Source organism: Burkholderia sp. BCC0405 (assembly GCF_902833075.1).
GTDB lineage: Bacteria > Pseudomonadota > Gammaproteobacteria > Burkholderiales > Burkholderiaceae > Burkholderia.
Genome location: NZ_CADFEO010000014.1, coordinates 53,672 through 66,898, shown reverse-complemented (window position 1 = coordinate 66,898; position 13,227 = coordinate 53,672). Strand labels below are relative to the sequence as shown.

Here is a 13,227-nt window from a genome sequence, read left to right as displayed (position 1 = left end):
GCGCAACTCACTCGGCCCAGTTCCGGACGTAGTCCGGCACCGGCATGTTGCCGTCGGCATGAACCGGCGCGCTGCGCGTCGTCTTCAACGGCAGGATTCCCGTCCAGACAGCAAGCGCGAGATCGTCTTCCTTGTCGGACGGCATCGAATCGCTGACTTTTACAGCGGCTTCCGCAAGGGCAATCCGCAGCACGCGGGTCGCATTGACCTCCTTCTCGTTACCGGGCCGCGCATCATGCTTGCGACCGGGCGCGATCTTGTCCATCAATGCATCCAGCGCCACCAGCTTTTCCGCACGACCCTCCACCATCTCGAACCGCCCGTAGATCACCGCGGATCGGTAATTCATCGAATGGTTGAAGGCCGACCTGGCCAACACGAGACCGTCCAGCAACGTAATCGCGACGGAGGCCGGCGCACCCGCCGCCAGCGCCTTGATCATCCGGCTGCCGTTGGACCCGTGAATATAGAGATCGTCGCCGCGCCTCCAGTGCGCGGTCGGGATGCAGTGCGTGTCCTCGCCCGAACCGAATGCGATGTGGCACACGTAGGCCTCGTCCACGATGCGATGAAGCATCTCGCGATCATGGTTTGCCAGTTCCGGCAGGCGGCGAATGGTGGTGCGGGATGCGGGGGAGATGACGGTCTGGTCTTTCATGTTTCGTTTTCCTGTTCGCGCGCCCTTGCGCGCATCGAGCGGCCCGCGTTCCGGCAAGACTCGGGCACTCGCTCTAAATAATATTTGCACTACGAAGTGAATCGAATCGAACGTTACAGCTTCCACGCGCGAGCGACCGGTCGATCGGCCCATCGACAGCCGCTTGCCAGATCGATCAAAATACGCGCGTGCCACTATCCGTGACGATCCCCGGAAATGCCCGCGCACCGGCCGGCACCACGAGAACGCGAACGATACGATGCGCGTCGAATCTTCAAAAGAACCAGCTCAACGAAAAATTCTAGAACCAGCCCATGGATCTCGCGCTGCTCATCTCATCGCTTTCCAGACAGGACGGCACGGCACGACACAGCCAGCAGGAAGCCCTCTACCGGAGCCTGCGCGACATGCTGCTGGACGGACGCATCCCGCCCGGCACGCGGCTCGCGTCGACGCGTGTGCTCGCGGCCGAGCTGGGTATCGCGCGCAACTCGGCGGTCTATGCGTACGAGCGCCTTGCCGAGGAAGGTTTCGTGGCAGCCACGCGCAACGGGACGATCACGCTCTGGGACGGATGCGGCCGCTCTGGCGCAGCGCTCGAAAGCGGCCCGGCCCCGGTTCGATTGTCCGGGCGCGTGCACGGGCTGGAGAACGCCGACCCCGAACCCGAACGCATGCTGCCGTTCGTTCCCGGCCTCCCGTCGCTCGATGAATTCCCCGTTGCCCAATGGCGACGCTGCATCGAGCGCGCGTGGAGAGTCATCAAGCCCTCCCAGCTCGCATACGGCCCGGTCGAGGGGCTGCCCGAATTGCGGCGTGCCGTGGCCGCCTACATCCGGGTCTCGCGAGGCGTGCGCTGCGAAACAGGCCAGGTATTCATCACCGACGGCACGCAAGGCAGCCTCGAACTGTGCGCGCGCATGCTGGCGGATCCCGGTGAGTATGGCTGGCTCGAGAACCCCTGCTATAACGGCGCCCGGACCGCATTCCGGTCGACCGGCCTGGAACTCGTGTCGATCGAAGTCGACCGCGAAGGGATGGCGCCAACCGACGAACAGTGGCGCACCCGGCCGCCCCGGCTGATCTATACGACGCCGTCGCACCAATACCCGCTCGGCGCGCTGATGAGCCCTAGGCGGCGCGCGACGCTCGTCGAGCACGCTCGTGCGTGCGGCGCATGGATCATCGAGGACGATTACGACAGCGAGTTCCGCCAAGGCGGCCAGCCGCTGCCCGCGATCCAGGGCCTGAGTGCCGACGCACCGGTCTGCTATCTCGGCACTTTCAGCAAGACGATGTTTCCCGCCCTTCGGCTCGGCTTCATGGTGGTTCCGTCGATTCTGGTCGAACGCTTCGCCAGCACGCTGCGCGAACTCGTCCATCGCGGCCACTCGGCCGATCAACTGGCGATGGCCGAATTCATCGACACCGGCCTCTTTGCGCGGCACCTGCGCAGGATGAGGACGCTATACGCCGAGCGGCGGCGCAGCCTCGAAGCCGCACTCGGCCGCCACCTCGGCACGGTGCTGAGCGTTCGCGAAAGCCCGGGCGGCATGCATCTGTCGGCGGATCTCGCAATGCCGCTGCACGATACCGACGTCGCACGCGACGCAGCCGCACATGGCCTGCTGCTTCAGCCGCTGAGCAGCTATCGGGTCGGCGACGGCCGGCCGTACAACGGCTTCGTGCTGGGATACGCCGGGCTGAACGACGCGACGATCGAAGCCGCAACGATGCAGCTCGCGGCCGTCATCGACCAGCACCGCCGCACGCGTTGCTGAATGTCGCGCGCGGCAGCGTCGCTCACAGTTGCGATTCGATCGGAAACAGCCCGAGAAACCAGACCTCCATCCGCCGCCCGGCGGACACTTCCGGTTCGTGATCGAGCTCGGTGACCTTGCCGTCCGAATCGGTCTGAATCCACTTGAGCTGCCCGTTGCCCGCCGAATCGGTCCTCGGCTCGACGCGCCACGCGATTCGATCGAGCCGCGCTTCCAGATCGTTGGCCACCTGCGACGCAATCGCCGGACTCTCGCAGTAAACGCCGATCTCCGTATTGAGGTTCAGCGAGCGCGGATCGAGATTCATCGACCCGATGAAAATGCTCTTGTGATCGAACACGTAGGTCTTCGCATGCAGCGACGCACGCGACGACCCGATGATGACCTGCTTCGAAATGCTCTTGTCGCCCGACGGCCGGCGTTCGTAAAGCCGCACGCCGGCGGCCAAGAGATCGCTTCGGTAGTGCCGGTAGCCCGCATGCACGGCCGCCACGTCGGTCGACGCGAGCGAGTTGGTCAGCACCGTCACGCGCACGCCGCGCGCCGTGAGCGCGCGCAGCCGCTCGACACCCTCCTTGCCCGGCACGAAATACGGCGACACGATCAGCAGATCATGTTCGGGCTGCAATGCGAGTGCCCGCAACTGCGGCATCAGATGCCCGTCGCTGTCCTTCGGCGCGTGCGCGATCTTCGACGGATCGTCGTACAGCACCGTCGCGTGGCCCCACGACAGTTCCGTGCCCTGCCCATGAACGATCCGGTCGAGCCGCTGCCTGGCCTCGAGCACGTACGGATTGTCCTCCATGGCCCTCAGGTAATCGCGTAACCGTTCGCGCTCGCGGTCCAGGCCGCCCGGCGCCGCGTCATGCCCGACCAGCGCACTGATCGGATACGCGTACGGAGAATTCCAGAACGTATCGAATTCGGTCGAGATGTCCTTCACGGCCGGACCATGAACGACGACGTCGAGATCGCCGAACTCCAGCATCGACGATGCGCCGAAATACTCGTCGCCGATATTGCGGCCGCCGACGATCGCCGCCTGGTTGTCCGCGATCATCGCCTTGTTGTGCATGCGCCGGTTGACGCGCGAGAACTCGAACACGGTGCCGATCTTCTTGAACCGGCGCGTGGCGACCGGATTGAACAGCCGGATCTCGATGTTCGGATGCGAACTGATCTCGAGCAGCTTGCGGTCGTCCGCGTTCGTGCCGAGGTCGTCGAGCAGCGCGCGGACGCGCACGCCGCGATCGGCCGCGCGAATGATCGCATCGGCCAGTTCGTGCCCGGTCAGGTCGTCATGCCAGATGTAGTACTGAAGGTCGAGCGAGCGGTCCGCGCGATCGGCCAGCAACACGCGCGCATCCAGCGCATCGACCGGATCGGTCAGCAGATGAAACGCGTCCTGCCCCGGATGCGTACTGGCCTGCTGCCGGAACGCGATACCCAGCCGCGTGTCGTCCGTATCGGTGTACGCGTGCGTCGGCGCGCGATCGGCCTGCGGCGGCAGGCTCGCGCAGGCAACGAGCGCCAGCAACGAAAGAATCGCACCCCACGAACGCAGCATGGTCATGATTGCCGCCCCACTCCCGGCCGAAGTCTGTTTATTCTCGCCGCCGGATGGATCGCGGGGCTGTTTGGCTTTCCTTCGGCCGCAACCGATGTCGCGTGTGGAACGGCCGCGCTACAGCATACTTCGATTGACCGCGACACGGCACCTTCTCGGTACTTTCCTGACCCTGGCGCTCGTCTCGCGTCCACGCAAAGAAAAACCCGCGACGCATGAAGCCATCGCGGGTTTTCGGCATGCTGCGCAAGCGCGCATGAAATCTGGTGGGCCCGGCGGGGTTCGAACCCGCGACCAATCGATTATGAGTCGACTGCTCTAACCGCTGAGCTACAAGCCCTGATGAGAAGCAAAGCGTGTCACACGCCTCCCCGACAAAGAAGCCGGGCCGGCATTGTAACAACAAAGGAGACAAACGCCACCGGCATCACGCGGATACCGGCGGCGTTCGCAGGCGAGACGCTGGAAATCAGTTCCCTTCGAGGAACGACTTCAGCTTGTCGGAACGGCTCGGGTGACGCAGCTTGCGCAGCGCCTTGGCCTCGATCTGACGGATCCGCTCGCGCGTGACGTCGAACTGCTTGCCGACTTCCTCGAGCGTGTGGTCCGTGCTCATCTCGATGCCGAAACGCATCCGCAGCACCTTCGCCTCGCGCGGCGTCAGCGAATCGAGCACGTCCTTCACGACGTCGCGCATGCTGGCATGCAGCGCGGCATCCGCCGGCGCGACCGTGTTGGTGTCCTCGATGAAGTCGCCGAGATGGGAATCGTCGTCGTCACCGATCGGCGTTTCCATCGAGATCGGCTCCTTCGCGATCTTCATGATCTTGCGGATCTTGTCTTCCGGCATTTCCATCTTCTCGGCAAGCGTGGCCGGATCCGGCTCGAGACCGGTTTCCTGCAGGATCTGCCGCGAGATGCGGTTCATCTTGTTGATCGTCTCGATCATGTGAACCGGAATCCGGATCGTGCGCGCCTGGTCGGCGATCGAGCGCGTGATGGCCTGACGGATCCACCACGTCGCATAGGTCGAGAACTTGTAGCCGCGACGGTATTCGAACTTGTCCACCGCCTTCATCAGGCCGATGTTGCCTTCCTGGATCAGGTCGAGGAACTGCAGGCCGCGGTTCGTATACTTCTTCGCGATCGAGATCACGAGACGCAGGTTCGCCTCGGTCATTTCGCGCTTCGCCTGGCGTGCCTTCAGTTCGCCGGCCGCCATCTGGCGGTTGGTTTCCTTCAGGTCCTTCAGCGGCAGCACGACGCGCGCCTGCAGATCGAGCAGGCGCTGCTGCTGTTCGCGGATCGCCGGAACGTTACGCGACAGCACCGCGCTGTACGAATGGCCTTCGGCCATGATCTTCTCGGCCCAGTCGAGGTCGGTTTCATTGCCCGGGAAGCGCGCGATGAATTCCGAACGCGGCATGCCGCACTTGTCGACGACGATGTGCAGGATCTGGCGCTCGACCTGACGCACTTCGTCCACCTGCGCACGCAGCGTGTCGCACAGGCGTTCGACGGTACGCGCGGTGAAGCGGATCGTCATCAGTTCGCTCTGGATCGTTTCCTGCGCCTTCAGGTAGGCCTTCGACTTGTAGCCTTCCTTTTCGAACGCGCGGCGCATCTTGTCGAACCACTCGCTGATCTGCGCGAACTTCTCGAGCGAGGCACGCTTGAGGGCTTCGAGCTGGGCGGCGTTGGCCGATGCCTGAGCGGCACCGTCGTCTTCCTCCTCTTCCTCTTCTTCCTCTTCCTCTTCGGCTTCCTCGTCCTCGTTCTCGATGGCTTCCGCTTCCTTCGCGGAGAAGCCGTCGGTGTCAGCGGAGTCCGAAGCATTCGGATCGAGCAGGCCGTCGACGAGTTCGTCGACGCGGATCTCTTCGTTCGCGACGCGTTCGGCCATCGCGAGGATGTCGGCGATCGTCGTCGGGCACGCGGAGATGGCCATCACCATGTGGCGCAGGCCGTCCTCGATCCGCTTCGCGATCTCGATTTCGCCTTCGCGCGTGAGCAGCTCGACCGTGCCCATTTCACGCATGTACATCCGGACCGGATCGGTCGTGCGGCCGAATTCCGAATCGACGGTGGACAGCGCGACTTCCGCTTCCTCTTCGACTTCATCGTCCGACGACGCGGCGGGCGCGTTGTCGTTCAGGAGCAGCGTTTCCGCGTCCGGCGCCTGCTCGTAGACCGCCACGCCCATGTCGTTGAACGTGCCGATGATGCCTTCGAGGGCTTCGGTCTCGGTGAAGTTGTCCGGCAGGTGGTCGTTGATTTCGGCGTACGTCAGGAAGCCGCGCTCCTTGCCGAGCTTGATCAGCGCGCGCAGTTTCACGCGGCGCTCTTCGAGCTCCTCGGCCGTACCCGGCGTGCTCGTCGCGAACGCTTCCTTCAGCAGCGCCTTTTCCTTGGCGCGACGATCGCGCACCTTGGATTTGCCCGGTGCAGCCGCCACTGCGGGCTGCTCGTCGCTCTGATTTGCGTCGTCTTCGACGGATACTTCGTTCAGCTTTTTGGTCATGGAGTTCGCCGTACCGGCTATATCGACTCGCGGCTGCTGGACGACAGCCGGTTGAACCGTGGGTGCATGAGTAGTACGTACTGCCGTTTCGTCCGCGGCGGCAGTCGTGTCCCTTGCGCTTTTCGCACTTGCCCGCTTCGCCGCCGGCTTGGCCGGCCCGGAGTCGGGTCTGGCGGCAGCCCGTGTTCTGGCTGCCGGTGCCGGCGCAGCCTGAGCAGTGCCGGCCGCGGTTTTCTTTCCTGCAGCGGCTGACGTGGCTAAAGACGTTGTCCTGGTGGAAGAAGCAGACTTGGCCGCTGTGACCTTTCTGGTCGGCTCCGTCGAGCCCTTGCCTGTTGCTTTCTTTCCGCCTGTCGTCTTTGCCATCGCGATTCTCGCCTCTGCTTGGAAAACAAACCGCTGGAAACCTTATATTATAGCACGCTGGGGAGCCCTCTCTAAGCTCCCCGGCCGCCTACAGCCCGAGCCGACGCTTCATGTCGGTTCGCTGCTGGTTCAATTCCGTCAATTCGGCCAATTCCTCGGGTGTGAAGGTGGACTGCCGCGCCAGCCTGTCAAGCCGGTCGCAGCAGGCGTCGTAACGCATCTTGAGCACCGCCGCCTGCAGCTCCTCCCCCGCGATCCGTTCCTGTTCACGCTGCCGCTCGGGCACCGTCTCGTCTTCCGGATTCTGTAACAGCAAGTCGCGGACGTTTTCATCATAGTCCAGAATTTCGCGGAAGATTTCCTCGTAAGTCGCTCCATTCGAGGACGTTCGCAGGACATCCGACAGCAGCCGGAACTCCGCGCCGTCGCCCAGCGCGCGCGCATGATCGACGACTTCCGCGAACAGCTCGCCGATGCGCGGCAACGCGCGCAGGGTCGCAATCTGTTCGTCGTCGAGCTGCGACGCGATACGCGGATGCATCACCAGCGTGCGCAGCGCACGCTTTTCGCTGTCCGTCACGCGGCGCCGCTCGCTGCGCGCGGGCGCCTGGCGCGGCGGCGGCGCGATCCGCGTATCGACGTCGGACAGCGCCGCGACCTCTTCGAACGGGATGTCGAGGCGGTCCGCGAACATGTGCATGATCTGCGCGCGCAACGCGTTCGCGGGCAGCGCCTGCAGCAGCGGCTTCGCATCGAACAGCGCTTTCGCTCGGCCTTCCGGCTGGTCGAGCGCCTTGCCGGCAATTGCTTCGTTCAGCAGAAATTGTGACAGCGGCATGGCGCGCTCGACCTGCTCGGAGAACGCATCCGCGCCGAACTCGCGCACATAGCTGTCCGGATCGTGCTCGGCCGGCAGAAAAAGGAACCGGATCGTGCGGTTGTCCGCCGCATGCGGCAAGCACGCCTCGAGCGCGCGTCGCGCCGCCCGCCGCCCGGCCGAATCGCCGTCGAAACTGAAAATGACCGTATCGGTCTGGCGCAGCAGCTTCTGCACGTGAATCGGCGTGCAAGCGGTGCCGAGCGTCGCGACCGCATTCGGGAACCCGAGCTGCGCGAGCGCGACGACGTCCATGTAGCCTTCGACGACCAGCACGTACTTGCGCTCGCGAATCGCGAGCCGCGCCTCGAACAGGCCGTACAGCTCGCTGCCCTTGTTGAACAGCGGGGTTTCGGGCGAATTCAGGTACTTCGGCTCGCCGCTGCCGAGCACGCGCCCGCCGAAGCCGATCACCTGCCCCTTCACATTGCGGATCGGGAACATGATCCGCTCGCGGAACCGGTCGTAGCGGCGCGCAACGCCCTGCGCATCGGTCTTTTCGCTGACGATCACGAGCCCCGACTCGACGAGCGATTCGTCGCGATAGTCCGGGAACGCGGCCTCGAGGTTCTGCCAGCCGTCCGGCGCATAGCCGAGCCCGAAGCGCGCGGCGATCTCGCCGGTCAGGCCCCGGTTCTTCAGGTACTGGATCGCGACGGCCGCGCCGCGCAGCTGCTTGCGGTAGTAGTCGCACGCGGCGGTCATCGCATCGGACAGCGCGGTCGCGACCGATTTCGACACCGGCGCCGGATAGTCGCCACCCCCGCCTCCGCCACCACCGCCGCCACGCATCGAAGGCTCGTGCGGCACGGTCAGGCCAACGGACTGCGCGAGCTCCTGCACGGCTTCCGGGAACGTGAGCCCCGCGTGTTCCATCAGGAAGCCGATCGCCGTACCGTGCGCGCCGCAACCGAAGCAGTGATAGAACTGCTTGGTCGGACTGACCGTAAACGACGGGCTTTTCTCGTTATGGAACGGGCACAGCCCCATGAAGTTGGCGCCGCCCTTCTTGAGCTGCACGTACCGGCCCACCACGTCGACGATATCGACGCGGTTCAGCAAATCCTGCAGGAACGAATGCGGAATCACCGTGGGTTCGAGCGAAAAAAAGACAATACGACACCCCGGCGCACGCACTGCGCGCCGGGGAAGCAGGTGTTACTTCGTGAGCGCGGCCTTGACCAGCGCGGAAATGGCCGTCATGTCGGCACGGCCGGCGAGCTTGCCCTTCAGGACGCCCATCACCTTGCCCATGTCCTGCGGGCCGGCCGCGCCCGTCTGCGCGACAGCTGCCTGGACTTCGGCGGCCACCTCGGCCTCCGACAGCTGCTCGGGCATGTAGCCGCTCAGCACGACCAGTTCGGCCTGCTCCTTCGCGACGAGGTCGTCACGGCCGGCTGCCTGGAACTGGCTGATCGAATCCTTGCGCTGCTTGATCATCTTGTCGATCACGGCCGTGATGCCCGCGTCGTCGAGGGTAATCTGATCGTCGACTTCGCGCTGCTTGATCGCGGCCATCAGCAAACGAATCGTTGCCAGGCGCTCGCTTTCCTTCGCGCGCATCGCGGCCTTCATGTCTTCGCTGATCTGCTCTTTCAAACTCATCTTTCACCCGGGAAGGAAACGTGAATCCGACGCCCGCCAAAAGGGCGTCAACACAAAAACCCGCTTGGGACAGTGTCTCAAGCGGGTTGCTCGAATCCGGCATCGGCGGCTCGCCTGATCGGTCGCACGATTAGGCGCGATCTTTCGCGATCGCCCGATCGCCCGGAGTCGCCGGTGCGCCGCTCAGCGAACCGCGCGGCGCCCAATCGTTCAGTACAACTTCTTCGGCAGTGTCTGGCTGCGGATACGCTTGTAATGACGCTTCACCGCAGCAGCCTTCTTGCGCTTGCGCTCCGCGGTCGGCTTCTCGTAAAACTCGCGCGCGCGAAGTTCGGTCAGCAGACCATTCTTCTCGATCGTGCGCTTGAAGCGACGCATTGCAACTTCGAACGGCTCGTTCTCTTTAACGCGAATGATCGTCATGATCCGACACGAATAAAGGTTTGCAGGGAAAGACTACCGAGTATAGCAGAGCGATTGTCTAAAGGCACGGGGCCTGGTCCCGCCAAAACGGCGTCTCCGGCCCGTCAGGTGCCGCGCGAATACTCTGCCGCGGCCCGTCCGGCCGCCGTGCCGGACGCCCACGCCCACTGGAAGTTGTAGCCGCCGAGCCAGCCCGTCACGTCCACCGCCTCGCCGACGAAGAACAGTCCCGGCACGCGCGCGCTCATCATCGTCGCCGACGACAGGTCACGCGTATCAACCCCACCTTTCGTCACTTCGGCCTTCTTGTAGCCCTCGGTGCCGTTCGGCGTCAGCGTCCAGCCGGACAGCGCATCGCCGATCTGGCGCAGCGTCTTGTCGGGCAGGTCCGCGAGCCGCGCGTCGGCCGCGACGCGATGCGTGTCGAGCCACGCATGCGCGAGACGCGACGGCACCCAGTCCGCGAGCAGCGAACCGATCTGGCGCCTTGACGTGCGCTTCGCGTCGAGCAGGTCGGCGACCGTGTCGCGCTGCGGCAACAGATCGACGCGGATCGGGTCGCCAGGCTGCCAGTAACTCGAGATCTGCAGGATCCCGGGCCCGGACAGGCCGCGATGGGTCAGCAGCAGATCCTCGACGAATTCGCCGCCGCGTTTCTTGTCGCCGGTCGATACGCGCACTTCGAGCGATACGCCGGACAACGCCGCGAACGGCTCCCAGTCCTGCTGCGCGAACGTCAGCGGCACGAGCGCGGGCCGCGTATCGATGAGCTTGTGACCGAACTGCTTGGCGAGCCGGTAACCGAAGTCGGTTGCGCCGATCTTCGGGATCGACAGGCCGCCGGTCGCGATGATCAGCGCGCGCGCACCGATCGTCCCCGCCTGCTGCGTGTCGAGCGTGAAGCCGTCGGCCGGCGCGTGGCGCACCGCGTCGACGACGACGGGCCGGCGCCACGCGACGCCGCCCGAATCGCACTCGTGCTTCAGCATGTCGATGATCGCGTCGCTGCCATGGTCGCAAAAGAGCTGGCCCTTGTGCTTTTCGTGCCAGGTCACATGATGGCGCTTGAGCAGCCCGAGGAAGTCGCGCGGCGTATAGCGCGCCAGCGCCGAGCGCGCGAAATGGGGATTCGACGACAGGTAGTTGTCGGGGCCGGCATACAGGTTCGTGAAGTTGCAGCGGCCGCCGCCCGAAATGCGGATCTTCTCGGCGAGCCGCGGCGCGTGATCGATCAGCACGACGCGGCGGCCGAGCTGCCCGGCGACCGCGGCGCTCATCATCCCGGCGGCGCCCGCGCCGATCACGGCGATGTCATAAGTTTCCATGGCGCGAATTGTACCCGCCCGGCATCGGACCCGGACCGCGGCCAGCGGCGGCCGGCCTTCGCCTGCTATACTTTCCGGTTACGTCGACCTTCCCGCGGCGTGCCCGATACGGCGCGCCCTGCCCGTACCCATGCTCGTTCTCGGCATCGAAAGCTCCTGTGACGAAACCGGCCTCGCGCTCTACGACACGCAGCGCGGCCTGCTCGCGCACGCGCTCCACTCGCAGATCGCCATGCACCGCGAATACGGCGGCGTCGTGCCCGAGCTCGCGTCGCGCGACCACATCCGCCGCGCGCTGCCGTTGCTCGAGGAAGTGATGGCGCAAAGCGGCACGCGCCGAGACGACATCGACGCGATCGCATTCACGCAGGGCCCCGGCCTCGCCGGCGCGCTGCTGGTCGGCGCGAGCATCGCGAATGCGCTCGCGCTCGCCTGGAACAAGCCGACCGTCGGCATCCATCACCTCGAAGGCCACCTGTTGTCGCCGCTGCTCGTCGCCGAGCCGCCGCCCTTCCCGTTCGTGGCGCTGCTGGTGTCCGGCGGCCATACGCAATTGATGCGCGTGACCGACGTCGGCGTGTATGAAACGCTCGGCGAAACGCTCGACGACGCGGCCGGCGAAGCATTCGATAAGACGGCCAAGCTGATCGGCCTCGGCTACCCGGGCGGCCCGGAAGTGTCGAAGCTCGCCGAGACCGGCACGCCGGGTGCGGTCGTGCTGCCGCGCCCGATGCTGCACTCGGGCGACCTCGACTTCAGCTTCAGCGGCCTGAAGACGGCCGTGCTCACGCAGATGAAGAAGTTCGAAGCGGCGAAGCTCGAGGGCGAAGCACTCGAGCGCGCGAAGGCCGACCTTGCGCGCGGCTTCGTCGACGCGGCCGTCGACGTGCTCGTCGCCAAGTCGCTCGCCGCACTGAAGAAGACGAAGCTCAAGCGCCTCGTGGTCGCGGGCGGTGTCGGCGCGAACCGTCAGTTGCGCGCTGCGCTGTCGGCCGCCGCGGCCAAGCGCGGCTTCGACGTACACTACCCCGATCTCGCGCTCTGCACCGACAACGGCGCGATGATCGCACTTGCGGGCGCATTGCGGCTCGGCCGCTGGCCCGAGCAGGCGAATGCCGACTACGCATTCACGGTGAAGCCGCGCTGGGATCTCGCATCGCTCGCGCGCTGAGCCATGCGACGCGACGCAACGTCGCACCGGCAAACAAGAAGGCCGCTCATTCGAGCGGCCTTTCTCCATCAGCGCGACAAAACGCCGCGGCGTTATGCAGCCTGCCGCTTGTCGCGTTCGATCAGCGCATACGCGCTGTGATTGTGGATCGACTCGAAGTTCTCGGCTTCGAGCACGTATGCCGCCACACGCTCGTCCGCGTCGAGACGCTGCGCGACGTCACGCACGAGATCCTCGACGAACTTCGGATTCTCGTAGGCACGCTCGGTGACGAACTTCTCGTCCGGACGCTTCAGCAGGCCCCACAGCTCGCACGACGCCTCTTCCTCCGCAATGCGGATCAGCGCCTCGACCGGCAGGTCGGCCGCGAGCTCCGCATCGATCGTCACGTGCGAACGCTGGTTGTGCGCGCCGTACTGCGAGATCTTCTTCGAGCACGGGCAGAGGCTCGTCACGGGCACGAGCACCTTCAGGAACAGGCGCGTATCGCCGTTGCGGCTTTCGCCCGCGAGCGTCACTTCATAATCGAGCAGGCTCTGCACGCCCGACACCGGCGCCGTCTTGTTCACGAAGTACGGAAACGTGACTTCGATGCGGCCGGCCTCGGCTTCCAGCTTCTCGAGCATCGACGCGAGCATCGCGCGGAAACGCTCGACCGTGAGCGGCGCACGATTCTCTTCGAGCAGCGCGACGAAGCGCGACATGTGCGTGCCCTTCTGGTCGGCAGGCAGGCGGACATCGAGGTTCCAGACACCGACGGTCGGCTGCACGTCGCCGCTTTCGGCACACACCGTCAACGGATGCCGGACCGCCTTCACGCCCACGCGCTGAATCGGAATCTGGCGGGTATCCACCGTGCTCTGCACGTCGGGCATCACGAAGGCGGGATTCATCTGGTTCATCTTGTTCAATCCTTGTAAGCCGCGCGTTCGA

10 protein-coding genes and 1 tRNA gene are annotated in these 13,227 nt (G+C 65.0%); 2 read left to right on the top strand and 9 right to left on the bottom strand.

What is annotated here, in order from left to right; all coding sequences use genetic code 11:
* Positions 1 to 7 precede the first annotated feature (7 nt).
* Positions 8 to 658 (bottom strand): pyridoxamine 5'-phosphate oxidase family protein, encoded by a 651-nt coding sequence (locus tag HWX36_RS23000; protein WP_175955063.1) that lies wholly within the window; start codon positions 656 to 658, stop codon positions 8 to 10.
* A 314-nt stretch (positions 659 to 972) separates the two neighbouring features.
* Here HWX36_RS23000 and HWX36_RS22995 point away from each other — a divergent pair, with 314 nt between their 5' ends.
* Positions 973 to 2,439 carry a PLP-dependent aminotransferase family protein gene (locus tag HWX36_RS22995; RefSeq protein WP_175955061.1) on the top strand — a complete coding sequence of 489 codons (1,467 nt, stop codon included), beginning with the start codon at positions 973 to 975 and terminating at the stop codon, positions 2,437 to 2,439.
* Positions 2,440 to 2,461: 22 nt separating this feature from the next.
* Here the strand turns inward: HWX36_RS22995 and HWX36_RS22990 are convergent, their stop codons facing one another.
* The 7 genes from HWX36_RS22990 to HWX36_RS22960 form a co-directional block, all read right to left on the bottom strand.
* Positions 2,462 to 4,012 (bottom strand): phospholipase D family protein, encoded by a 1,551-nt coding sequence (locus tag HWX36_RS22990; RefSeq protein ID WP_175955059.1) that lies wholly within the window; start codon positions 4,010 to 4,012, stop codon positions 2,462 to 2,464.
* Positions 4,013 to 4,270: 258 nt separating this feature from the next.
* Positions 4,271 to 4,346 (bottom strand) — tRNA-Ile (locus tag HWX36_RS22985).
* A gap of 129 nt (positions 4,347 to 4,475) precedes the next feature.
* Complete coding sequence (gene rpoD, locus HWX36_RS22980; protein ID WP_175955057.1) at positions 4,476 to 6,893, bottom strand: RNA polymerase sigma factor RpoD; 2,418 nt, start codon at positions 6,891 to 6,893, stop codon at positions 4,476 to 4,478.
* A gap of 88 nt (positions 6,894 to 6,981) precedes the next feature.
* Positions 6,982 to 8,859: a DNA primase gene (gene dnaG / locus HWX36_RS22975; protein WP_175955055.1), complete on the bottom strand. Its 1,878-nt coding sequence runs from the start codon at positions 8,857 to 8,859 to the stop codon at positions 6,982 to 6,984.
* Positions 8,860 to 8,928: 69 nt separating this feature from the next.
* On the bottom strand, positions 8,929 to 9,375 hold the full coding sequence (locus HWX36_RS22970) for a GatB/YqeY domain-containing protein (protein ID WP_069251095.1): 447 nt from the start codon (positions 9,373 to 9,375) through the stop codon (positions 8,929 to 8,931).
* 210 nt (positions 9,376 to 9,585) lie between these two features.
* Complete coding sequence (gene rpsU / locus HWX36_RS22965) at positions 9,586 to 9,798, bottom strand: 30S ribosomal protein S21 (RefSeq protein WP_006479415.1); 213 nt, start codon at positions 9,796 to 9,798, stop codon at positions 9,586 to 9,588.
* A 104-nt stretch (positions 9,799 to 9,902) separates the two neighbouring features.
* Positions 9,903 to 11,123: an NAD(P)/FAD-dependent oxidoreductase gene (locus HWX36_RS22960; RefSeq protein ID WP_175955054.1), complete on the bottom strand. Its 1,221-nt coding sequence runs from the start codon at positions 11,121 to 11,123 to the stop codon at positions 9,903 to 9,905.
* A 130-nt stretch (positions 11,124 to 11,253) separates the two neighbouring features.
* Here HWX36_RS22960 and tsaD point away from each other — a divergent pair, with 130 nt between their 5' ends.
* Positions 11,254 to 12,294, top strand: coding sequence for a tRNA (adenosine(37)-N6)-threonylcarbamoyltransferase complex transferase subunit TsaD (gene tsaD / locus HWX36_RS22955; RefSeq protein ID WP_175955052.1), 1,041 nt, complete (start codon positions 11,254 to 11,256; stop codon positions 12,292 to 12,294).
* Positions 12,295 to 12,386: 92 nt separating this feature from the next.
* Here the strand turns inward: tsaD and folE2 are convergent, their stop codons facing one another.
* A complete protein-coding gene (gene folE2, locus HWX36_RS22950) occupies positions 12,387 to 13,196 on the bottom strand; it encodes a GTP cyclohydrolase FolE2 (RefSeq protein WP_175955047.1) in 810 nt (269 codons plus the stop codon).
* Positions 13,197 to 13,227: the final 31 nt, after the last annotated feature.

Coding starts and splice junctions, on each gene's coding strand:
- HWX36_RS23000 (WP_175955063.1), bottom strand. CDS start 658: ATGAAAGACCAGACCGTCATCTCCCCCGCATCCCGCACCACCATTCGC.
- HWX36_RS22995 (WP_175955061.1), top strand. CDS start 973: ATGGATCTCGCGCTGCTCATCTCATCGCTTTCCAGACAGGACGGCACG.
- HWX36_RS22990 (WP_175955059.1), bottom strand. CDS start 4,012: ATGACCATGCTGCGTTCGTGGGGTGCGATTCTTTCGTTGCTGGCGCTC.
- rpoD (WP_175955057.1), bottom strand. CDS start 6,893: ATGGCAAAGACGACAGGCGGAAAGAAAGCAACAGGCAAGGGCTCGACG.
- HWX36_RS22970 (WP_069251095.1), bottom strand. CDS start 9,375: ATGAGTTTGAAAGAGCAGATCAGCGAAGACATGAAGGCCGCGATGCGC.
- rpsU (WP_006479415.1), bottom strand. CDS start 9,798: ATGACGATCATTCGCGTTAAAGAGAACGAGCCGTTCGAAGTTGCAATG.
- HWX36_RS22960 (WP_175955054.1), bottom strand. CDS start 11,123: ATGGAAACTTATGACATCGCCGTGATCGGCGCGGGCGCCGCCGGGATG.
- tsaD (WP_175955052.1), top strand. CDS start 11,254: ATGCTCGTTCTCGGCATCGAAAGCTCCTGTGACGAAACCGGCCTCGCG.
- folE2 (WP_175955047.1), bottom strand. CDS start 13,196: ATGAACCAGATGAATCCCGCCTTCGTGATGCCCGACGTGCAGAGCACG.